Origin of the sequence: Thalassovita sp., from assembly GCF_963691685.1 — a bacterium.
Classification (GTDB): domain Bacteria; phylum Pseudomonadota; class Alphaproteobacteria; order Rhodobacterales; family Rhodobacteraceae; genus Thalassobius.
The window spans coordinates 4,241,936-4,264,449 of sequence record NZ_OY829290.1 but is presented as its reverse complement, the minus strand read 5'-3'; the positions used below and the strand labels follow the sequence as shown (position 1 = coordinate 4,264,449).

Annotated in this window: 18 protein-coding genes and 1 pseudogene; 12 read left to right on the top strand and 7 right to left on the bottom strand. The window is 60.7% G+C overall.

Features of this window, described 5'->3' with window-relative positions; all coding sequences use genetic code 11:
* Window position 1: 1 nt before the first annotated feature.
* The 7 genes from ACORLH_RS20680 (at window position 2) to ACORLH_RS20650 (ending at window position 8,715) form a co-directional block, all read left to right on the top strand.
* A complete protein-coding gene (locus ACORLH_RS20680) occupies window positions 2-1,267 on the top strand; it encodes an RsmB/NOP family class I SAM-dependent RNA methyltransferase (protein ID WP_321832866.1) in 1,266 nt (421 codons plus the stop codon).
* Window positions 1,268-1,493: 226 nt separating this feature from the next.
* Window positions 1,494-3,185, top strand: coding sequence for a heparinase II/III family protein (locus ACORLH_RS20675; RefSeq protein WP_321832865.1), 1,692 nt, complete (start codon window positions 1,494-1,496; stop codon window positions 3,183-3,185).
* 22 nt (window positions 3,186-3,207) lie between these two features.
* On the top strand, window positions 3,208-4,797 hold the full coding sequence (purH, locus tag ACORLH_RS20670) for a bifunctional phosphoribosylaminoimidazolecarboxamide formyltransferase/IMP cyclohydrolase (protein ID WP_321830228.1): 1,590 nt from the start codon (window positions 3,208-3,210) through the stop codon (window positions 4,795-4,797).
* Between the two features lie 128 nt (window positions 4,798-4,925).
* Window positions 4,926-5,396: a signal peptidase II gene (gene lspA, locus ACORLH_RS20665; protein ID WP_321830227.1), complete on the top strand. Its 471-nt coding sequence runs from the start codon at window positions 4,926-4,928 to the stop codon at window positions 5,394-5,396.
* Between the two features lie 52 nt (window positions 5,397-5,448).
* On the top strand, window positions 5,449-5,970 hold the full coding sequence (locus ACORLH_RS20660; RefSeq protein ID WP_321830226.1) for a DUF3035 domain-containing protein: 522 nt from the start codon (window positions 5,449-5,451) through the stop codon (window positions 5,968-5,970).
* A 97-nt stretch (window positions 5,971-6,067) separates the two neighbouring features.
* Window positions 6,068-7,411 (top strand): pitrilysin family protein, encoded by a 1,344-nt coding sequence (locus ACORLH_RS20655; protein ID WP_321830225.1) that lies wholly within the window; start codon window positions 6,068-6,070, stop codon window positions 7,409-7,411.
* A gap of 2 nt (window positions 7,412-7,413) precedes the next feature.
* Entirely contained in the window at window positions 7,414-8,715 is a 1,302-nt protein-coding gene (locus tag ACORLH_RS20650; protein WP_321830224.1) for a pitrilysin family protein, read from the top strand.
* Window positions 8,716-8,777: 62 nt separating this feature from the next.
* Here the strand turns inward: ACORLH_RS20650 and ACORLH_RS20645 are convergent, their stop codons facing one another.
* Window positions 8,778-9,104: a hypothetical protein gene (locus ACORLH_RS20645; protein WP_321830223.1), complete on the bottom strand. Its 327-nt coding sequence runs from the start codon at window positions 9,102-9,104 to the stop codon at window positions 8,778-8,780.
* Between the two features lie 357 nt (window positions 9,105-9,461).
* Here ACORLH_RS20645 and ACORLH_RS20640 point away from each other — a divergent pair, with 357 nt between their 5' ends.
* A complete protein-coding gene (locus ACORLH_RS20640) occupies window positions 9,462-10,622 on the top strand; it encodes a helix-turn-helix transcriptional regulator (RefSeq protein WP_321832864.1) in 1,161 nt (386 codons plus the stop codon).
* 86 nt (window positions 10,623-10,708) lie between these two features.
* Here ACORLH_RS20640 and ACORLH_RS20635 read toward each other — a convergent pair whose 3' ends face one another.
* From ACORLH_RS20635 to ACORLH_RS20620, 4 genes are all read right to left on the bottom strand, one after another.
* Window positions 10,709-13,054: an aldehyde dehydrogenase family protein gene (locus ACORLH_RS20635; protein ID WP_321830222.1), complete on the bottom strand. Its 2,346-nt coding sequence runs from the start codon at window positions 13,052-13,054 to the stop codon at window positions 10,709-10,711.
* A 42-nt stretch (window positions 13,055-13,096) separates the two neighbouring features.
* Window positions 13,097-14,098 (bottom strand): deoxyribose-phosphate aldolase, encoded by a 1,002-nt coding sequence (gene deoC, locus ACORLH_RS20630; RefSeq protein ID WP_420719835.1) that lies wholly within the window; start codon window positions 14,096-14,098, stop codon window positions 13,097-13,099.
* Between the two features lie 36 nt (window positions 14,099-14,134).
* Window positions 14,135-14,836: a 2-dehydro-3-deoxygalactonokinase gene (locus tag ACORLH_RS20625; RefSeq protein ID WP_321830221.1), complete on the bottom strand. Its 702-nt coding sequence runs from the start codon at window positions 14,834-14,836 to the stop codon at window positions 14,135-14,137.
* 70 nt (window positions 14,837-14,906) lie between these two features.
* Window positions 14,907-15,785 carry a LysR substrate-binding domain-containing protein gene (locus tag ACORLH_RS20620; RefSeq protein WP_321830220.1) on the bottom strand — a complete coding sequence of 293 codons (879 nt, stop codon included), beginning with the start codon at window positions 15,783-15,785 and terminating at the stop codon, window positions 14,907-14,909.
* Window positions 15,786-15,894: 109 nt separating this feature from the next.
* On the opposite strand from ACORLH_RS20620, the pseudogene ACORLH_RS20615 reads away from it, so the two are divergent.
* Window positions 15,895-16,593, top strand: a pseudogene (locus ACORLH_RS20615) (SDR family oxidoreductase).
* 2 nt (window positions 16,594-16,595) lie between these two features.
* Here the strand turns inward: ACORLH_RS20615 and ACORLH_RS20610 are convergent.
* Window positions 16,596-17,549: an ABC transporter ATP-binding protein gene (locus ACORLH_RS20610; protein ID WP_321830219.1), complete on the bottom strand. Its 954-nt coding sequence runs from the start codon at window positions 17,547-17,549 to the stop codon at window positions 16,596-16,598.
* 76 nt (window positions 17,550-17,625) lie between these two features.
* On the opposite strand from ACORLH_RS20610, the gene ACORLH_RS20605 reads away from it, so the two are divergent.
* The 3 genes from ACORLH_RS20605 to polA all read left to right on the top strand — a co-directional run bounded on the left by ACORLH_RS20605 (window position 17,626) and on the right by polA (window position 21,423).
* The gene (locus ACORLH_RS20605; protein WP_321830218.1) at window positions 17,626-17,808 is read left to right on the top strand and encodes a zinc-finger domain-containing protein; all 183 of its coding nucleotides are present in this window, start codon (window positions 17,626-17,628) and stop codon (window positions 17,806-17,808) included.
* Window positions 17,809-17,829: 21 nt separating this feature from the next.
* Entirely contained in the window at window positions 17,830-18,516 is a 687-nt protein-coding gene (locus ACORLH_RS20600) for a TIGR02117 family protein (RefSeq protein ID WP_321830217.1), read from the top strand.
* A 96-nt stretch (window positions 18,517-18,612) separates the two neighbouring features.
* Window positions 18,613-21,423 carry a DNA polymerase I gene (gene polA, locus ACORLH_RS20595; protein ID WP_321830216.1) on the top strand — a complete coding sequence of 937 codons (2,811 nt, stop codon included), beginning with the start codon at window positions 18,613-18,615 and terminating at the stop codon, window positions 21,421-21,423.
* Between the two features lie 19 nt (window positions 21,424-21,442).
* Here polA and ACORLH_RS20590 read toward each other — a convergent pair whose 3' ends face one another.
* A complete protein-coding gene (locus ACORLH_RS20590) occupies window positions 21,443-22,513 on the bottom strand; it encodes an acyl-CoA dehydrogenase (RefSeq protein WP_321830215.1) in 1,071 nt (356 codons plus the stop codon).
* Window position 22,514: the final 1 nt, after the last annotated feature.

Below are 22,514 nucleotides of genomic sequence, written 5' to 3'. Positions count from 1 at the left end.
AATGGGCAAGCTGACGCCGCGGGGGGCGGCGCTCTACCTGCTGACGCAGATCCTTGGCGAAGGGCGGCTGTTGTCTGAACTGTTGGGGCAGGGGGCGCTGGACCGGCTGGAACCCGCAGATCGTGCCCGCGCCCAGCGTCTGACGCTGGAGGTGCTGCGCAATCTGGAACGCGCGGATCGCGTGTTGAAGAAACACCTGCGCAAGGCGCCACCCCTCAGGGTGCAGAACATCCTGCGGATTGGCGCGGTGGAGCTGTGTACCGGTGGTGATGCACATGGTGTGGTGAATGAAGCGGTGGCGCTGACCGCAGCGAACAAACGTACCCTTGGCCTGAAAGGTCTGGTCAACGCGGTGCTGCGCAAGGTTGCCGGCGAAGGTGAGGCCGAATGGGCCAAGCTTCGTGTACCGCGCCTGCCGCGCTGGCTGCGCGATCCGCTGGTGATGGCCTATGACGCTGAGGCGGTAAACGGCATGGAGCGTGCGCATCTGGCCAGCGCGCCGCTGGATCTGACCGCCAAAGGCGATGCTGCGGCCCTGGCTGAGGCAACCGGCGGCACGCTGCTGCCCACAGGATCGGTGCGGTTGGAAAACCCCGGTCAGGTCTCAGCGCTGCCGGGTTATGAGGCGGGCGATTGGTGGGTGCAGGATGCTGCCGCCGCCCTGCCAGCAAAGATGCTGAATGTGCAGAAGGGCGAAGCCGTTCTGGACATGTGCGCTGCCCCGGGCGGCAAAACCATGCAGATGGCCGCAGCCGGTGCAGATGTGACCGCGCTGGACCTGTCTGAGGCGCGCATGGCGCGTGTCTCTGAAAACCTCGGCCGTACGGGTCTGACAGCCAAAATCGTCACTGGCGACGCGCTGGAACATCAAGGCCAGTATGATGCCATCCTGCTGGATGCGCCCTGTTCCGCCACCGGTACCATCCGCCGCCACCCCGACCTGCCGCTGGCCAAAGACGGGTCCGAATTTGGTGGGCTGATCGACCTGCAGGTGAAGATGATCGATCACGCCCTGTCCCTGGTGAAGCCGGGCGGACGGCTGGTGTTTTGCACCTGTTCCCTGCTGCCGGATGAGGGCGAATGCCAGATCGAAGAGGCGCTGGAACGCAATCCTGAATGGGAGGTTGACCGCGAATCGCTGGACCTGCCGGGCATTGATCCCAGCTGGATCACCGAGGAGGGCGGTCTGCGCCTGCGCCCTGACTATTGGGGTGACTTGGGGGGCATGGATGGCTTCTACATGGCCTGTCTGCGCCGTAAATCCTAAGCTCTGTTAGGGCTGTAGCCCCGCTATGGCCCGTCTTTGCCGATGTGCAGCCACCGTGGAATTCAGCGGTGACAGCTTGCCCCTTTGCGCGCTATCCTTGTGAAAAATTCGCAGGGAAAATTCGCGGCTTAACCGCGCAAGAGGCAGATATTGAATGTCCAACGGGACAGCATCAGGGGCCGCCAAGCCGCCCCGTGAAGGAATGATGGCGCGCTATACGCGCTGGATGCATCAGATGCATGCGCGCTGGGCCGGTATGGCGCGGCCCGCCACCGGATTCGTCAGCCAACCTGAACCACGCACCATTGGTGCCTTTGCAAGGGGCCGGCAGTTGCTGGCCGGAAATTACCTGTTTGCCGGTCACCTGATTGAGGCCAAAGGCACCAAAATCTGGGACATTCCAGCGCCGGATCAGATGTGGGAAGAAGACATTCACGGCTTCGTCTGGCTGGATGATCTGGCCGCTGTTGGCGATCCGCGCACCCGTGAACTGGCGTCTGAGTGGCTGTGGGCCTGGATCGACATCTATGGAAAAGGGATCGGCCCCGGTTGGACGCCGGATCTGACCGGGCGGCGGATCATCCGCTGGATCCATCACGCGCTGTTTGTCCTGCGCTCGCAGGATGCTGAGGCCTCCGAGGCCTTTTACCGCTCGCTGGCGCATCAGGCGATTTTCCTCAGCCGCCGCTGGCACAAGACCACGCCGGGCCTGCCGCGGTTTGAGGCGCTGACCGGGCTGCTTTATGCCGGGTTGTCATTGCAGGGGATGGATCAGCATGTTGATCCAGCGGTGAAGGCACTGGCCAAGGAATGCGCCTCGCAGGTGGATGAGCAGGGCGGTATCCCCACCCGCAATCCCGATGAACTGCTCGAGGTGTTTACCCTGCTGACCTGGGCTGCCGCGGCCCTGCATGAGGCCGGGCATGCGGTGCATGCGGATCACGCCGCAGCCATTGACCGGATCGCACCAACCCTGCGCACCTTGCGCCACGCGGATGGTGGCTTGGCCCGGTTCCACGGCGGTGGCCGCGGGCTGGAGGGACGTCTGGACGCGGCGTTGGCGGCGTCTGGGGTGAAGGATCGCACGCCAGATGGCCTGTCGATGGGCTACGCGCGTCTCAGCGCCGGGCGCACATCGGTCATTGTGGATGCGGCGCCACCGCCTTCCGGCAAGGCCTCAGGCAACGGGCATGCCTCAACCCTGGCGCTGGAGCTGACATCGGGCCGCCGGCCCGTGGTGGTGAACTGTGGATCAGGTGCGGTATTTGGCACCGATTGGCGGCGCGCGGGCCGCGCCACCCCCAGCCACTCCACCCTGTCGATCGAAGGCTATTCCTCCTCCCGTCTGGCCCCGCGTGTCGGGCGCCAGGAACTGCTGGCGGCCATTCCATCGCGGGTGCCGGTGCAGATGAGCCAGGCGCCCGACGGGATCCGGTTTGAGGGCGGGCATGACGGTTATGGCCGCACCCACGGGCTGACCCATGCCCGCACGCTGGAGCTGACCTTTGACGGGCGCGGCATGGCGGGTGAGGATCTGCTGGTGGCGCTGGAAGGGGCTGACAAGCAGCGTTTTGACAAGATGATGGATAAGGTCAGCCTGCAGGGCATCCCCTTTCAGGTGCGATTCCATCTGCATCCTGAGGTGGACGCGACCATCGATATGGGCGGCAGCGCCATCTCATTGGCGCTGAAAAGCGGGGAGCTTTGGGTGTTTCGCCACGATGGCAGCCTTAAAATGACGCTGGAACCGTCGGTTTATCTGGAAAAAGGCCGTTTAAAGCCGCGTGCGACCAAACAAATCGTTTTATCCGGGCGCGCAATGGATTATGCGACGCGCATCCGGTGGTCGCTTGCCAAGGCACAGGAAACGCCGATCAGCATACGCGACTTGAACCGGGAAGAGCTGGACCTGACCTGAACAAGCAGAGAGCTACCCTCCCATGACCAATCCCACTGCCATTCGCCGTGCGCTTATTTCCGTATCCGACAAGACCGGTCTCATCGACCTGGCCCAGTCCCTGAACGCGCGCGGCGTTGAGCTGCTGTCCACCGGCGGTTCCGCCAAAGCGATCCGCGACGCAGGGATCGAAGTGACGGACGTTGCCGATGTGACCGGCTTCCCCGAAATGATGGATGGGCGGGTGAAGACGCTGCACCCCAAGGTGCACGGTGGCCTGCTGGCGCTGCGCGACAATGACGCCCACGTCGCTGCGATGGACGAACATGGCATTGGCGCGATTGATCTGTTGGTGGTGAACCTCTACCCGTTTGAGGCCGCGCTGGCCCGCGGCGCGGACTATGATGAGATGATCGAAAACATCGACATCGGTGGCCCCGCGATGATCCGCGCTGCGGCGAAGAACCATTCCTTTGTTACCACCGTTGTGGATGTCGAAGATTATGACGCTCTGATCGCTGAGTTGGACGCCAACGAGGGGGGCACCACCTATGCCTTCCGTCAAAAGTTTGCCCAGATCGCTTATGCCCGCACTGGCGCATATGACGCGGCTGTCTCGACCTGGATGGCATCGGCCATCGGCGAAGAGACCCCGCGCCGCCGTGTCTTTTCTGGCACCTATGTGCAGGGTCTTCGCTACGGTGAAAACAGCCACCAGGGTGCAGCGTTTTACAGCGATGGTTCTGGCCGTCCAGGCGTGGCCGCGGCTGAGCAGCATCAGGGCAAAGAGCTGTCTTACAACAACATCAACGACACCGACGCTGCCTTTGAGCTGGTGTCCGAGTTCCTGCCGACCGATGGTCCGGCCTGCGCAATCATCAAACACGCTAACCCCTGTGGTGTGGCGCGTGGCTCCTCGCTGGAAGAAGCCTATGAGAAGGCATTTGATTGTGACCGCACTTCTGCCTTTGGTGGCATTGTTGCGCTGAACCAGCCGCTGGATGCGGCCACCGCCGAAAAGATCACTGAAATCTTTACCGAAGTGGTCATCGCCCCCGGTGCAGATGACGCCGCGCGTGAGATCTTTGCCAAGAAGAAGAACCTGCGCCTGCTGACCACCCCGGCGCTGGCCAACACTTTGGACCAAGGTCTGGCCTACCGTCAGGTTTCGGGCGGGATGCTGGTGCAGGACCGTGACAACGGTTTCATCGGTATGGACGATCTGAAGGTGGTGACCAAGGTCGCCCCCACCGAAGAGCAAATGCGCGATCTGCTGTTTGCCTGGAAAGTGGCGAAACACGTTAAATCCAATGCCATCGTCTACGTCAAAGACGGCGCGACCGTTGGTGTGGGGGCTGGCCAGATGAGCCGCCTCGACAGCGCCTTGATCGCGGCCAAAAAGGCCGAGCGTATGGCCGAGGCGATGGGCCTGCCTGAGCCGCTGACCAAAGGGTCTGCTGTGGCCTCCGACGCCTTCTTCCCCTTTGCGGACGGTCTGTTGGAAGCCGCTGCCGCTGGCGCGTCCTGCGTGATCCAGCCAGGTGGCTCGATGCGCGACGATGAGGTGATCGCCGCCGCAGATGAGGCGGGTCTGGCGATGGTGATGACCGGCATGCGTCACTTCCGTCACTAATGTGTGATCGCGCCTGCGGGCGCTGATTGGAAAAAATGCTTGTTTCCGGCTGGTTTGTGATACACTTGCCGGAAACAGGCAAACGATGAGAGGGCCCGGAAAAGCGGCCCCCAGTTGAGGATAGGCAGATGACAACCGTATTTTGGGCGGGGTTTTGGACGTTCTTGTTGGATCAGGCCAGCAAGTATTACGTGGTGCATTTCCTTGACCTGCGGGTGCGCGGTGAAATTGACGTGCTGCCGCCTTTCATCAATCTGCGCATGGCCTGGAACACTGGCATCAACTTTGGCCTTTTTGCTGACAACGGCGATGTCGCGCGCTGGTTCCTCATTGGCATGGCCTTTGTGATCTGTGCAGCGGTGCTGTTCTGGGTGCATAAGGACCGCCCGGGCCGGCTGGGGCTGATCTCCGCCGGTTTGCTGATTGGCGGGGCCTTGGGCAATGTGGTGGACCGGTTCCTTTATGGCGCGGTGGCCGATTTCCTCAACATGACCTGCTGCGGGATTTCCAACCCCTATGCGTTCAATGTTGCCGATATCACCATTTTCATCGGCGCTTTTGGGCTTGTTCTGTGGGGGGGACCGCAAAAGGCCACGTGACGGGGCCGGTTTGATCCGTTAAGACGGTTTCAGTATTTGCAGGAGGGTGGCAATGCCGCGTGCATTGGTATTGATGATGGCCGTGCTGGCCGTTTCGGCATGTTCGGGTCAGGACCGGGATATTGGCTTGCGCGATCTGCGCTCCTTCTCCGGGGGACCGGATGAATTTATGGTGCTGCCCGGCAAGGATCTGCAGCAACCTGCTGAATACACGTCTCTGCCGACCCCCACCCCGGGTGGCAGCAACCTGACAGACCAGAACCCCTTGGCCGATGGCGTCGAAGCCCTCGGCGGCCGTGGTTCGGCCTTGGCGCTCACCGATGGCATTCCCTCCGGTGATGCAGCGCTGGTGTCCCATGTCAGCCGCAACGGTGTCAGCGGTGACATCCGTCAGGTGCTGGCCGCAGAGGATGAAGAGTTCCGCCGCTTCAATTCACGCTTCACCAAGCTGAAGCTTGTGAAGGTCGATCGCTACGCCCGCGCCTATCGCAAATTTGCACTGAACCCCAGTGTCGAAGCGAAGAAGTGGCGCCAGTTTGGCGTGCTGACCCCAACCTCCCCGCCGCGCAACTAACCGCTTACGGCGGCTCACGACAGCGTCAGATCTGGTAATGCCTGCTTGAAGCGTGCGCCAAGCAGCGTATCTTCCTGTTATCTATAGGAGGATGCTCATGAAGCGTTTCACCGCCGTTCTTGCCACGCTGATGACTTTCAGCCAGCCGTTACAGGCCGCCGACCACAACACCAGCGATCTGGTCACCGATTTCACCCTGGATAACGGGTTGGAGGTTGTGGTGATCGAGGACCACCGTGCCCCTGTTGTGGTGCATATGCTGTGGTACCGCGCCGGATCCGCGGATGAGCCCGTGGGCCAATCGGGCGTCGCTCATTTCCTGGAACACCTGCTGTTCAAAGGGACCGAAACACTGGAGCCCGGCGAGTTTTCCGCCACAGTGGCCAAGAACGGTGGCACGGACAACGCCTTCACCAGTTATGACTATACCGGCTATTATCAGCGCGTCGCCGCGGACCGGCTGGAGCTGATGATGAAGATGGAGAGTGACCGGATGGTCAATATCCGTCTGACCGAAGAGGATATCGCGACTGAGCGTGACGTGATTCTGGAAGAGCGGAACCAACGGGTGGAAAACAATGCCTCCGCCCTGTTTCGCGAACAAAAGCGGGCTGTGCAGTATCTGAACCATCGTTATGGCGTGCCGATCATCGGATGGCGCCATGAGATGGAAGAGCTGAGCATGGAAGATGCGCTGTCTTACTATGGCACCTATTATTCCCCCAACAACGCGATCCTGGTTGTCGCCGGTGATGTAACACCCGATCAGGTCGAGGCTTTGGCGCAGAAATACTACGGCGTCATCCCGGCAAACCCGGATCTACCCACAGAACGCCTGCGCAGTCAGGAGCCGCCGCAAACCGCCGCACGCCGCATGACCTTTGTCGATCCCCGCGTGGCGCAGCCCTATGTCAGCCGTTCCTATCTGGCGCCTGAACGCAATTCCGGTGATCAGGCTGAGGCAGCAGCGTTGCGCATGCTCTCCGAGGTTTTGGGCGGTGGCCAGACCGCTGTGATGGCCGAAAAACTGCAGTTTGAAACCCAGCAGGCGGTCTATTCCGGTGCTTTCTACGGCGGTACTTCGCTGGACCGGACAACCTTCGATCTGGTTGTGGTCCCGACCCCCGGCGTGTCCCTTGAAGAGGCAGAAGCGGCGATGGATCAGGTGCTGGTCGAGTTTCTGGAAGAGGGTGTGGATGAAGCACATCTTGAGCGGATCAAAACCCAGATCCGCGCCTCGGAAATCTATGCGCGTGATGATGTCGAAGGTCTGGCAAATCGCTATGGCCGTTCGCTGACGCAGGGGCTGACCATGCAGGATGTGCAGGACTGGCCCAATGTCCTGCAGGCGGTCACCGCCGATGATATCATGGCAGCCGCCCGCAAGGTGCTGAACCCGAAAACATCCGTCACCGGATATCTGATGGCCGAGGAGGGCTGATCATGCTGCGTTACTGTCTTATCGCTTTGACCCTGATCGTTACCACCCCGGTCCGTGCGGCGGTGGATATCCAGCCCGTGACCTCCCCCGGTGGTTTTGAGGCATGGCTTGTCGAAGAGCACTCGATCCCCTTCGTTGCATTGGAACTGCGCTTCAAAGGCGGCGCTGCGCTGGATCTGCCGGGCAAAAAGGGCGCGACCAATCTGATGGTCGGACTGTTGGAAGAGGGTACCGGGGATCTTGATGCCCGCGGCTTCGCCCGTGCGGTTGAAGGGCTGGCGGCGTCCTTTGAGTATGACGTTTACGATGACGCGGTGACCGTCTCGGCCCGCTTCCTGACAGAAAATCAGGATGAGGCGCTGGCGCTTTTGCGTGGTTCCCTTGTGGCGCCACGGTTTGATGAGGATGCGGTGGAACGGGTGCGGGGACAGGTGCTCTCGGCGATTCGTTCGGACCTGAAATCGCCCCGTGATATTGCCAGTCAGGCAATGTCAGAGCTGCTTTATGGTGATCATCCCTATGCGTTGCCTTTGATGGGCACGCTGGACAGCGTTGAGGCGCTCAGCCGGGATGATCTGGTCACAGCCCATCAAAACAGCCTGACCCGGGATCGGGTCTATGTGTCTGCGGTTGGCGACATCACCGCAGATGAACTGTCGGCGCTGCTGGATACCCTGTTGGCGGATCTGCCTGAGGCCACCGTGCCATTGCCGGGACCGGCCAGTCTGAATCTGCCCGGCGGCACTGAGGTGGTGGAGTTTGAAACCCCGCAGTCGGTCGCGCTGTTTGCCCAAGGTGGGATTGAGCGCGAAGATCCTGATTTCTTCCCGGCCTTTATTCTGGACCTGATCATTGGCGGCGGCTCTTTCGAAAGCCGCCTGATGGAGGAGGTGCGCGAAAAGCGGGGTCTCACCTACGGTGTCTATTCCTTCCTTGCCGATAAGGATCAGGCAAAACTGTGGATGGGATCGGTGGCCTCAGCCAATGACCGTGTGGCGCAGGCAGTTTCGGTCATTCGTGATGAATGGGCCAAGGCGGCTGAGGACGGCGTGACTGCAGAAGAGCTGCAGGACGCCAAAACCTATCTGACCGGCGCCTATCCACTGCGTTTTGACAGCAATGCCTCAATCGCCAACATCATGGTGGCGATGCAGATGGACAACATGCCGATTGACTACATCGCTACACGAAATGATCGGGTTAACGCTGTCACGCTGGAGGATATCAACCGGGTGGCCAAACGCCTGCTGGATCCCAAGGCGCTGACCTTTGTCGTCGTTGGTCAGCCCGTCGGGCTGGAGTGAGGATCCCCAAAAGGGACTAAAGTGCACAGCCCACTGAGGGCTGTGCGCGCATCTGTTGACGCTTAAACGCAGCCTTTGGCGTCGTAGATCTTCTGCAGTTGGTTCAGGGATTTGCCTGCGTCAATCTCATCGATCAGGTTGACGCCAGTTTCAACGTCCGCCGCGGTGCGCAGCTCCTTGTCGCTGGTGAAAATCGAAACCATTGAATTAGCGAAACCGTCGACCTGCGCGGCGGTTTTGCGTTGTTCGCGTTTTCCAATCTCACGCGCAAGGTCGGTGCAGCTGTAAGAATTTGCCGCAGCAAGCTGGGTTTTCGATTCACCGCAAGCGACAAGACCGCCGAGCGCAAAAAGGCCAATCAGGGGAAGCTGGATGGTGCGAAGGGGCATGGTGTTCCTCATAAAATATCTCATTTGATCGTCCGCCAGACAATTGCGTTGGGCAACATGCCCGCGCTTCGGTTGCTGGTCTGGCTGCGCCCACACACAGCATGGGGGCTGTCCCGATGTCGTCTCCTTCCATCGGGAAGGACATTTTTGACCGTGATTTGCAGCGAGGAATTTTTTGACATGTCCTTTCCGGTCGATGTGGACGACCGGTGAAGCACAGAACCGTTATGGGGAGGGGACAACAGTGTGGCCTTACCCGTCAGCGCGATGAGAACGGCTTCAACAGTTGCTCGGCAGTGAAAATGCTGGCAATCCGCTAAAGCGGATATTTGCGCGGCTCTGGAAACGGGTTTGAAAATGAATTTTGCCTCGGTTGATACGGCTTTGAATGTTGCCACCGTTGCGGTGTGTCTGTTCTGCGCTAACCTGCTGCTCCTGCGGCGGCGCGACCCGGGGGTCTACCTGCCGCTTGCGTTGATTTTGCTGTTCAAAGCTCTGGCGACAGGCGTTCTGGAACTGTCAGAGGTGCAGGGCATGCCGGTTTGGGTCGCCCGCCTGGGCCTGTTGCTGGCCGGGCTTGAGGTCGCCAGCCCGTTTCTGTTCTGGCTCTATGTCCGTGGCCTGACCAGCGAAGGGGATCTGACACGGATCCCTAAGCTGCGCCGGCATATCCTGCCGATCATCGCCGTTGTGTTGTGTTTCTGGTCTGCGCTGTTTTTCCCGGCCGATCTGATTGACGCAGATCTGGCAGAGGATGATCCCCGGATCCCCGGGTTGCTGCTGATGGCGCTCTTTGTGCTGGTAGGGGATGTGGCCTTCAAGATCATGATTGCCATTTACACCTATCTGACGGTGCGCCGCCTCATCGCCTATCAGGCGCGGCTGAAGGACGTGTTCGCCAGCACAGAAAATAAGGAACTGACGTGGATCTGGGCCATTCTGGGCTCGGCCGCGCTCTATCTGGTGCTGAATGTGCTGCACAGCGTTTCGATCTTCGTCGGGACCTTGAGTGAAACGGATTTCGAAGCGGAGGCGCTGGTCCTGAACAGTCTGGCATTGCTGGCGCTCTTCTGGGTGCTGGGGATCTGGGGGCTACGGCAGCGCCCGGGGCTGGTCAGAGAGATGCAGGATGAGCGCCCACTGCCTGAAACGCCAGTTGAGCCCAAATACGAAAAATCTGCCCTTGATGACGCCCGCGCGCAACGCATCGCCGAAAAGATCGAAGCCGCCATGTCGCAGGATATGCTCTACCGCGATCCCAATCTGTCGCTCTGGGATCTGGCGAAACATGTCGGGGCCAATTCGCATTACGTGTCACAGGCGCTGAACACGCAGTTGAACAAAAGCTTCTTTGATCTGGTAAACGGCTGGCGGGTGCAGGACGCCATCCAGCAGCTGACCACGACAGATGAGACGATTCTGGTCATCGCCTATGACGTTGGCTTCAACTCCCGCTCGGCCTTCTACAAGGCCTTCAAACGTGAGACCGGTAAAACCCCGTCCGATCTGCGCAAGTAGGTGTCGGCGGTATCGCGAAACAAAAACGGCAGGCCCTATGTCAGGACCTGCCGTTTTGTTTTTCCTAATGGGCAAGGCCCGGTGGATCACTCGCCGTAGGGCACCCAGATGGTTTTCACCTCGGTTGCGGCTTCCAGGAATTCTTTGCCCTGACCCTCGGCACCCATCCAATCCCGGCTTTGGCCGTTGTTGACCCAGGTGCGTTTCAGGTTGCCGGCGCTTTCGCGTTCGATCAGCGCGGAAACGTCCGAGGAGGAGAAGCTCCAGAGCGCGTCCACATCCATGTGTTTGGCCAACGCATCCGCCAGCTCTTCATGGCTGCCGGTCACGATGTTGACCACGCCGCCCGGCACGTCCGAGGTTTCAAGGATCTGGTAGAAATCCAGCGCAGCCAGCGGGAAGGCTTCGCTTGCGGTCAGCACCACGCGGCTGCCCATCGCAATGGCCGGTGCCATGGCGGAAACCAGACCCAACAGCGGTGCCTCATCGGCGCACAGCGCACCGATCACACCTACGGGCTCCTTCATCGACAGCGCCACACCACGGATCGGCACACCTTTGGCGGCCCCATCGTATTTGTCGGCCCAGGCCGCATAGGTGAACAGGCGCTGCACCGAGGCTTCAACCTCTTTCGCGCCGTCCTTGCCGCCGGTCAGATCGTTGATCCGACGCGCAAACTCATCTGCACGGGCCGAAAGGTTTTCAGCGATGTAGTAGAGGATCTGCGCCCGCAGATGGCCGGTGGTCTTGCCCCAGCCCTTGGCGCCGCGCGCGGCCTCAACCGCGTTGCGGATATCCTTGCGGTTGGCAATCGGAACCTCGCCCAGATGTTTGCCCGCCTTTGACCAGACATCGCGCGAATAGCCGCTGTCGGGCCGTGCCTGCTTGCCGCCGATATACAGCTTGCCGGTGCGATCCACACCGGCGGGCGCGATTTCGCTTCCGGTGAAGGGTTCCACCTTCTTCAGTGCCTTGGTCTTGCGCGCGGGTTTGGTATAGGCGCTCAGGCCTTCCCATCCACCCTCACGGCCAAAGCCGCTTTCGCGCACGCCACCAAAGCCAGCGGCGGCATCAAACATGTTGGTGCCGTTGATCCAGACGACACCTGCAACCAGCTTGGGCGCGATGTCGAGCGCGAGGTTCACGTTTTCAGTCCAGAGCGTCGCCGCCAGACCGTAACGGGTGTTGTTGGCCAGATCGACCACCTCAGCCGGGGTGCGGAAGGTGGAGGTGACAAGCACCGGACCAAAAATCTCTTCCTGCATCAGCGGATCTGCCGGGCTGAGGCCTGAGATCAGAGTCGGCGGGTAGAAACAGCCATTGGCCGGGATGCCGCCATCGGCGCGATAGATCTCACCACCTTCGCAGGCGTCGACCATTTTGGTTACGGTCGCCAGCTGCACCGGATCGGCCAGCGCGCCCATGTCGATGCATTTGTCCATCGGGTTGCCGACACGCAGCTTGTCCATGCGGGCCTTCAGCTTGGCATGGAACTGCTCGGCGATGCCTTCCTGCACCAACAGGCGCGAGCCGGCGCAGCAAACCTGACCCTGATTGAACCAGATCGCATCCACCAGACCTTCGATGGCGCTGTCGATATCGGCGTCGTCAAAGACGATGTAGGGCGACTTGCCACCCAGCTCCAGCGTCAGACCTTTGCCCTGACCAGCGGTGGCGCGGCGGATATGACGGCCCACGGCGGTGGAACCGGTGAAGGCCACTTTGTCGATGTCTTCATGGGTGGTGATCATTTCCCCCACAGCGCCGTCGCCGGTGACGATGTTCACAACACCTTTGGGCAGACCCGCCTTGCGGCAGAGGTCCGCAAAGCACAGCGCGGTGAGCGAGGTGTATTCCGCAGGTTTCAGCACCACGGTGTTGCCCATCGCCAGCGCCGGGGCCACCTTCCACGCCAGCATTAGCAGTGGGAAGTTCCACGGGATAACCTGACCACAGACGCCAAGCGCTTCGCGGCCCTGAAGTTCCTCTTCCATTAACTGGGCCATACCGGCGTGGTGGTAGAAATGGCGCTGCACCAGCGGGATATCTATGTCGCGGCTTTCGCGGATCGGTTTGCCGTTGTCCAGCGTTTCCAACACGGCAAACAGGCGCGAATGTTTCTGCAGCAGACGGGCGATGGCATAGAGGTGCTTGGCCCGACCATGGCCGCCCAGCTTGGCCCATTTGGGCTGTGCTTTGCGGGCGGCGGCAACGGCGGCATCCACGTCGTCCTGACTGGCCTGGCTCAGCGTTGCCAGCGTCTCACCAGTTGCGGGGTTCTTGCTGTCAAAACCGTCACCGGGTGTGGTGAAGGCACCATCGATGAAATGGCCAAAACGGTCACCCTGATCAACAAGCCATGCCAGCGCTTCGGCGGCAGATTCGGGGGCGGGGCCATAGTCCATGGTTTCAAAGATCTCTTTAACGGTCATTGTACGTGACTTTCTGTAACGATCCGGGGGCAGCTGCCGCCCTTATCCCATTGCGTGACGGTGGCTGGCCGAATAGGCGCCGGTGACGTGATGTTCCAGCTGGCGTTCGATGTCGCCCAGCAGCGACGATGCGCCAAAGCGGAACAGATCCGGCTGCAGCCAGCGATCGCCCAGCTCCTCTTTGATGAGGGCGAGATAGGTGATCGCATCCTTGGCTTTGGAAATGCCGCCTGCCGGTTTGTAGCCGACGCGGTAGCCGGTGCGGTCATAGTAGTCGCGAATAGCGCGGATCATCACCAGGCTGACGGGCAGGGTGGCGTTGACGCTTTCCTTACCGGTGGAGGTCTTGATGAAATCCGCCCCGGCCATCATGCAGATCAGCGAGGCGCGCGCGACATTGCGCAGTGAGCCCAGTTCGCCGGTCGCCAGAATGGCCTTTACATGGGCGTCGCCACAGGCCTCGCGGAAGGCTTTCATCTCATCGTACAGCGCCTGCCAGTTCTGGCTCAGAACGTGGCGGCGGGAAATCACGATATCGATTTCCTCGGCCCCCGCTTTGACGCTTTCGCGGATCTCTTCAACGCGCAGGTGGAAGGGCGACAGGCCCGCCGGGAAACCGGTGGAGACCGCCGCGACAGGAATGCCGGTTCCTTTGAGGTTGGCCACGGCGCTTTCGATCATGTCGTGATACACGCAGACGGCGCCTGTGGTGATGCCCTCAACGCCCAGTTCGGCCAGAATTTCGGACCGGACCGGTGTTTTGGCCTTGGCGCAAAGCCGCGCCACACGACCCACCGTGTCATCACCGGCCAGTGTGGTCAGGTCGATGCAGGTGATCGCCTTCAAGAGCCAGGCGGCCTGATAGTCCTTCTTGACCGAACGGCGGCCGGGCAGGGTGGCGCAGCGGCGTTCAATGGCCGAGGTATTGGCCTGCACGCGCGCAACCCAATCAAGGTCCAGTTCCATGCCGGGATTGCGCGGCTCATGCAGCTGCGGCAGCTGTGCGGTGTTGTCTTTCACTTCGGTTGTCACCTTGTCCTCCATGGACTGCGGTTGATAGGGCGTCTGGTCCATGTCGGCTCAGACGGCTTCGTCTTGGCTGTTAAAAGCGATCATGCCCTGCTGTTGCAGCTGGCGCAAATCATGTTGTTCCACCATCAGGTGCTGGCTGGTGAAGGCAGCGGCATAGGCCTTGGCCAAGGGGCCGGTGGCAATCAGCGCCACCCGCTGGCCCAGCCAGTAGGGGCGCGTGGCCGACAATTCGGCCCCCAAGAGATGGCCTATTGTGGTGCTTGGATCTTCGGCCAGTTGCGCGCTGGACAGCTGTGTTGCCAGCCGTTCCGGGCGCGACAGCGTGTCTGACAGGGCGTCGATATCGGCGTTAGCGACCTCGGCGGCGTTCAACCCGCGGGCCAGTGTTGGGGTCAGGTAGCTTTGAAAGCTGACCGCCTCATCCGCGCTGATCTGGACCCAATGGCTTTGATCCCCGTCGACCACACAGGCCACGCCGTCAAAGTCCTTGATGGTCCGGCATAGCCCGGCCAGCGCCAGACGGCTGGTCATTGGCAATAGGCCCAAAGGCTGCGTCTGGGTCAGCGCCCCACCCGGGGCTGAGGCGGTGATTTTGGTCGGGACCGGTTGGCTGGCGCCGCCGCCAAAGGTCACCAGACGCGCAGCATCAGCGCCCACCGGGGCCTCGCCCTCAGCGCTGTCGCCAACAAACCCCCACGCGAGGCGGCTGCCGTGGTCTTCAACCACACCGATCCAGTCGAATTTCGTCATGTTTTGCTCTTATGAATTTTTGACCAAAGGGTCAATTGTTTGCGCTGTCAACTGCTTTGCGGCAAGGGCTTCACCGGTCGCGGCCTGTGCCTGTGGCCATGTCCTTCAGCCAGTTTCGCACGGTTGCTATTTCAGCACGATCATGACGCGGGGACCAGACCAGATGGAACCCGGAGGCGCTCACGTCTGCATCATTCTGCGGGGCGTGCCACAGAGGGGTAATCAACTGCGCGGCCAGCAATTCGGGCAGGTACAGATCTGGCACCAGTGCGATCCCCTGACCCTGCAATGCGGCATCCAGCGCCAGCCCGGTCTGATTCACCTGCAGCATCGCCCCGCTGTGTGCCACCCCTGCCGCGTTCATGAGGCGCTGCCAATCACGATGGCCGTCCTGGATGAGCGGCAGGTCAGAAAACCCGGTCAACTCTGATTGCGGGTCAAACAATCCGGGCTGGGCCACCGCAACCAGTCGCAGGGGTGCCAGTTCGATGCTGGTCAGTCCATGATCCTGCGGTGCCGGCCCCAGACGTACCGCCAGATCAGCCATGCCCTGCGCCAGATCGGCGACGCGTTCCTCAGCCCGCAGATTGAGGGTGATCGCCGGGTGGTCCTTGGCCAAATCGGGCAGCCGCGGCAGCAGCCATTTGGTGGCAAAACTGGGCGGCACCGAGAGGGTGACCGTTGCGCCCTCCCGCAGGTGCAACAGACCCTGATGCAGCAGCTGAATCGCCTGACTGGCATTGGGCTGTAAGCGCCGGCCCGCTTCGGTCAGGCTGACGCCCCGGGCTTCTCGATGGAACAGCTGGGTGCCCAGATCCTGCTCCAACCGGCGGATTTGTTGCGCCACGGCGCCCTGGGTGACCAGCAACTCTTCCGCGGCAAGGCGGAAGTTCAGGTGGCGCGCTGCGGCCTCAAAGGCCCGTAAATTGTTGAGGTTTGGGATCTGCATATCGCATCCAAGGCAGGAGGTTTTCTACAGCCATGCGCCTTGAAACGTGGTTGGTCAAGTCTGCACGGATCAGGAATGCTGCTGCCTGAAGCATAGAAGGAGATTGGAAATGACCAAAACAGCCCTCTTGATCGCCGCAGGCAGTGGCATGGGTGCAGATGCAGCGCGCCGTTTGCATGCGGATGGATTTCAGGTGGCGATCCTGTCGTCATCCGGCAAAGGCGCCGATCTGGCCGAGTAGCTGGGTGGCGTTGGGGTGACAGGATCAAATCTGGATCCTGAGGCGCTGCAAACATTGGTGGATCAGACCATGGCGCGCTGGGGCCGGATTGATGTGGTGGTGAACTCCGCCGGGCACGGGCCCAAGGGCGACCTCTTGTCGATCAGCGATGAGGATTGGCACAAGGGGATGGAATATTACCTGATGAACGTGATCCGCCCGACCCGCATGGTGACCCCGATCATGCAGGCGCAGGGCGGTGGCGCGATCCTCAACATCTCGACCTTTGCGGCCTTTGAACCGGATCCGCTGTTCCCGACCTCGGGCGTGTTTCGTGCTGGGTTGGCCAGTTTCACCAAGCTGTTTGGCGATAAATACGCAGCCGACAATATCCGTATGAACAATATCCTGCCGGGGTTCATCGACAGCCTGCCCGAAACCGAAGACCGCCGTGCCCGCATCCCGATGGGGCGCTACGGCACGCAGGCGGAGGTCTCTGCCATGGTGTCTTATCTGGCCTCAGACGCCGCGGCCTATGTGACCGGACAGAACTGGCGCATTGATGGCGGGTTGACGCGGTCCGTCTAAGGTCAGCGGCTTTTGGTCAGCTCAAGGAACACATCTTCCAGATCCGCCTCTTCGATCCGCAGATCGCGGATCTGGATCCCGGCGCTGCGGGCGATGGCCAGAACCTGTTCGGCGCTGGTTTGTTTGGCGTGATATGACAGGGCCAATGCCCCGTCGGGGCGCATCTGGGCGCTGACCTCGGCCGCGTCTGGCAGGGTGGCGATGGGCGATTCGGGGTGGATGACCATCGTCTTGGCATCCATCTGACCCATCAGGTTAACCTTGCTGTCACGCGCGACCACCTCACCCTGATTGATGATGGCGATCTCATCACACATCTCCTCGGCCTCTTCGAGGTAGTGGGTGGTCAGGATGATAGTCATCCCCTGTTCGTTCAGCTTGCGCACATTGGTCCACAGCATCTGGCGCAATTCGATATCAACCCCGGCGGTGGGTTCATCCAGCACCAGCACATGCGGCGCATGCACCAAGGCCTTGCCCAACAGCAGGCGCCGCTTCATCCCGCCAGACAGGGTGCGCGCATAGGCTTCGGCTTTGTCTTCCAGACCGATCAGGCGCAGGATCTCATCGCTGCGGCGTTCCGATTTTGGCACCCCGTAAAGACCCGCCTGCACCTCCAGCGCGCCGCGCGGGCTGAAAAACGGATCCATGTTGAGTTCCTGCGGCATCACCCCGATGGAGGCCCGCGCCTGGCGTGGGTTCACATCCTGATCAAAACCCCAGATGTTCACCTGCCCTGAGGTTTTGGTGACCAGACCCGCCAGAATGTTGATAAGCGTCGATTTGCCGGCGCCATTTGGGCCCAGAAGCCCAAACACAGAGCCACGCGGGATATCAAGATTGATGCCTTTCAGCGCGTGTTCTTCGGGTTCGCCTTTGCCGCCGCGATAGGTCTTTTTCAGACCCCGGATTTCGATTGCGTTTTCAATCGCCGTTCCATTCGCATTGTCGGTCATGGCCACTCTTGCCCCTGCTGGTGTGATCGCTCATAACAGCACCTAGTAGTTTTGTAGCCAAAAGGAAACGTCCCAGATGACGACCCAAGCGCCAGAGACCAAGATTGTCGAGACCTCGAAACTTGCCTGTGATGGTGGCGAAGGGGCATTGGGTCATCCGCGCGTCTGGCTGCAAATCCCGGCCGAAGATGGTTTTGTTGAATGCCCTTACTGCGATGCGAAATACATCCTGAAGGGTTCCAAGGCTGATCAGGGCTAACAGGGTGGGGCGCTGGATCTGATGGCGCTCCTGTCCTGGTTGGGCAAGCTTTTCCTAAGTTTACTGGCCGCGCTCTCGGCGCTGGTGATGGTCTATCTGGCTGCGGCTCTGTTGGGTGGTGTGATTGCCGGTGATCACGCGGATCTGCCGGATGGCAATGCGGTGACCATCGGGCTGGTGGCAGGCCCGATCCACAATGACTTCCTATTGCCGCTAGATGCGGAAACCCGTGACCAGTTTGCGGTGCTGAGTCTGAGCGATGTGCCGATTTCCCATCCCCAAGCTGAATGGCTGATGGTGGGGTGGGGCGCGCGTGAATTTTACACCACCGTTGGGGATTACAGCGAAGTGTCCTGGTCGGCGGCGCGCCGGGCGATTTTTGGCGATCAATCTGTGCTGCGGGTGGATGTCTATGGCGCGCTTGGGGATCCGGATGTGGTGACCTGGCTGCAATTGAGCCCCGCCCAATATCGCGCGCTGCGCCACGGGATCCGCCAAAGCTTTGGTGACCGGCCAGAGGTGGTGCCGCTGCCCGCTGTTGCCCGCGGAACCTTCTTCGCCGCTGAGGGGCGTTTTGATCTGCTGCGCACCTGCAATGCCTGGGTTGGCGCGCAGCTGCGCAACGCGGGCGTGCCCTTTGGGCGATGGACGCCGATCCCCACCTCGGTCACCCTGTCGCTATGGCGGTTCCATTCTGGCGGAAATTGATCGCCTGACCCCTAGCCGCCGGGCGTGATCCGTGCGATCACAGGGGCTGGACATAACTAAAACACCCCCGATGTTCCCCCAAGCGCGGAGACCCTCATGAGCACCGAATTCGGCAAAGGCTGCCACCTGCATCTGATCGACGGCTCGGCCTTTATCTTCCGCGCCTATCACGCATTGCCGCCACTGACCCGGAAATCGGATGGGTTGCCGATCGGTGCTGTGGCCGGTTTCTGCAACATGCTGCACCGCTATGTGGAGGGCAACACTGGCCCGGACGCGCCGACCCATGTGGCTGTGATCTTTGATCACTCGGGCAAGTCGTTCCGCAATGACATGTATGACCTCTACAAGGCCAACCGTCCGCCGGCGCCTGAGGATCTGCGCCCGCAGTTTCCGCTGACCCGTGACGCCACCCGTGCCTTCAACATTGCCTGCAAAGAGATCGAGGGGTTCGAAGCCGATGACATCATCGCAACCCTGGCCTGTCAGGCACGCGAAGCGGGCGGGCGTTGCACCATCATCTCCTCAGACAAGGACCTGATGCAGCTGGTGGGCGACGGTGTGGAAATGCTGGATGCGATGAAGAATAAACGCATCGACCGTGACGGGGTGTTTGAAAAATTCGGCGTTGGCCCTGAACGGGTGGTCGACGTACAGGCGCTGGCCGGGGATTCGGTCGATAACGTGCCCGGCGCGCCGGGGATCGGCATCAAAACCGCCGCGTTGCTGATCAATGAATTTGGCGATCTGGAAAGCCTGCTGGACCGCGCCGAAGAGATCAAACAGCCCAAACGGCGCCAGACCCTGATTGAAAAACGCGATCAGATTGAGCTGTCCAAACGGCTGGTGCAGCTGGACTGTGAGATGGAGTTGGATTTCACCCTCGATGATCTGGAGGTGAAAGATCCGGTGTCTGAGGAGTTGATGAACTTCCTCGCCGAGATGGAGTTCCGCACCCTCACCAAGCGTATCGCCGAACAGTTGGGTGTTGAGGCCCCGGTGATCAATGACACCCCGCAGCAGGGCGCCGGTGCCGCGGGTGAGGTTGATGTGCCGGAAGATCTGCCCTTTGACCCCGAAGCTTACGCATGGGTCAAAGATGCCGCGGCTCTGCAGACCTGGATCGATGCGGCCTACAAACGTGGCTATGTCGCGGTGGATACCGAAACCACCGGTCTGGATGAAATGCGGGTGGATCTGGTGGGGATCTGCCTCAGCTCCGAGGCGGGGCGGGCCTGTTATGTGCCGCTGACCCACAAGGCCGGGTCGGATGACCTCTTTGGCTCTGATCAGCTGGCGGAAGGTCAGATGGATCTCGACCAAGCCCTGGCGATGCTGAAGCCGATGTTGGAGGATGAAAGCATCCTGAAGATCGGCCAAAACATGAAGTATGACGCCAAAATCTTTTCACGCTACGGGATTGAGGTGGGGCCGATTGATGACACCATGCTGATCTCCTACGCGCTGCATGCGGGGATCCATGGTCACGGGATGGATGCGCTGTCCGAACGCTATCTGAACCACACGCCGATCCCGATTAAATCGCTGCTGGGCTCGGGCAAATCCGCCATCACCTTTGACCGGGTGCCGATTGAGGATGCGGTGAAATATGCCGCCGAAGATGCCGATATCACCCTGCGCCTGTGGCAGAAGCTGAAACCGCAGCTGCATCAGGAACAGGTGACCACGGTCTATGAAAAACTGGAACGTCCGCTGGTTCATGTGCTGAAAGACATGGAAATGACCGGCATCAAGGTGGACCGCGATGCGCTCAGCCGGATGTCCAACAGCTTTGCCCAGAAAATGGCCGGCTATGAGGCCGAGCTCTATGAGCTGGCAGGCCACGAGTTCAACGTCCAGAGCCCGGCACAGGTCGGCAAGATCCTGTTTGAAGAGATGGAGCTGGAAGGCGGCAAGAAAACCAAAACCGGTCAGTGGTCCACCCCTGCCGACGTGTTGGAAGATTTGGCCAATGACCACACTTTTGCTCGCCGCGTGCTGGATTACCGTCAGCTGCAGAAGCTGAAATCGACCTACACCGACGCGCTGCAGGATCACATCCATCCTGACACCGGACGGGTCCACACCTCTTACCTGCAAAGCGGCGCCAATACTGGCCGGATGGCGTCAAACGATCCGAACCTGCAGAACATTCCCGTGCGCAGCGAAGAGGGTCGCAAAATCCGCGAAGCTTTTGTGGCGGATGAGGGCAAGGTTCTTCTGTCGCTCGATTACAGCCAGATCGAACTGCGCATTCTGGCGGAAATGGCCGGGATCGACGCGCTGAAACAGGCGTTCAAGGACGGTCATGACATTCACGCCATGACCGCTTCGGAAATGTTTGATGTGCCGATGTCTGAAATGACGCCTGAGATCCGCCGTCAGGCCAAGGCGATCAACTTTGGTGTGATCTATGGCATCTCGGCCTTTGGTCTGGCGCGCAATCTGCACATCCCGCGCGGGGACGCGCAGGCCTTTATCACGCGGTACTTCGAACGTTTCCCCGGCATCCGCACCTATATGGATAACACCAAGGCCTTTGCGAAAGAGAACCTTTACGTCCAGACGCTCTTTGGCCGCAAAATCCATATGCCGGAGATCAACGCCAAAGGGCCGCGCGCTGGCTTTGCCCAGCGTGCAGCAATCAACGCACCGATCCAGGGCACCGCGGCTGATGTAATCCGCCGTGCGATGATCCGCATGCCCGCCGCGATCAAGGATCTGCCCGCCAAGATGCTGCTGCAGGTCCACGATGAATTGATCTTTGAGGTGGCAGAGGATGCTGCGGATCAGGTGATCGCCGTGGCCCGTGAGGTGATGGAAGGCGCCGCCGCACCGGCCCTGCATATGTCAGTGCCGCTGGTTGTGGATGCAGGCCGTGGTGCCAATTGGGCAGAGGCGCATTAAGCGCCCCTGCAAATCTGCCCTATTGGATCAGGGTGGCTGCGACACGCGACAGGTGTTCGTCGGTGTCACCCAGTTGCGCATCCAGCATGGTCAGCCGTTTGGCATAATGTGACAGCGGGTATTCCCAGGTCATGGCGATGCCACCATGCATCTGGATCGCCTCTTCGGCCACCTGCCGGGCCGCGCGGCCAATCAGGTGTTTCGCCATCGAGACGTAGCGCCCACCCTGCGGGCCATCCAGTTCCGCCGCCGCTTTGATGGTGATGGAACGGGCTTGCTCAATCTCCATCAACAAGTCGACCGTGCGGTGCTGCAACACCTGAAACTTGCCGATTGGCACGCCAAACTGCTTGCGCTGTTTCAGGTAATCCAGCGTGGTGTCATAGGCGACCTGCATGGCGCCCACCGCTTCGGCACATAGGGCCAGCGCGCCCGCGTTCAGCGCCTGTCCCCAAGTGTCCTCCGCATCGGCCAGCAACAGCGTGGCCGGGGTCTGATCCAGCAACAGCTCCGCCGCGCCACCACCATCGATCAGCCCATAGCCCTGCACGTCTGCATCCTGCGCTTTGACGTCAAACAGCGCCAGCTGATCGTTAAGCCGCGCGGCCACAAGGAAATGCGTCGCGATCTGGCCGCCGTAGACCAGCGCCTTGCGCCCTGACAGCAGATAGCCGTCCCCGGCCACCCGGGCCTCCATCGCGATATCCTGCAGCTGATAGGGGGCATCGACCTCAGCCCATGCGGGGGCGTATGTTGCGCCGCCTTCCATCAGGGCGGTTACGTCCTGACCTGCCGCCGCCAAGAGCCGTGCCGCCATCAACGCGGGCAAGATCGGTTCGGGGCAAAGCGCAGTGCCAAGCGCCTGAAATACGGTGGTGATGTCAAAGCCTGCACCGCCAAAACCGCCGGCCTCTTCGGGGACGAGGGCGTGCAAGACGCCCAGCTCAACCAGTTCCTGCCACTTGCTGGCGTCATGGAACGGTGCGTCATAGGCAACAGCATTGCGATGCTCGACCGGATATTGATCAGCCAGATAACGGGTGAGGCTGTCAGCCAGCATTTGGCGGGTGTCTGAAGGGGTAAAATCCATC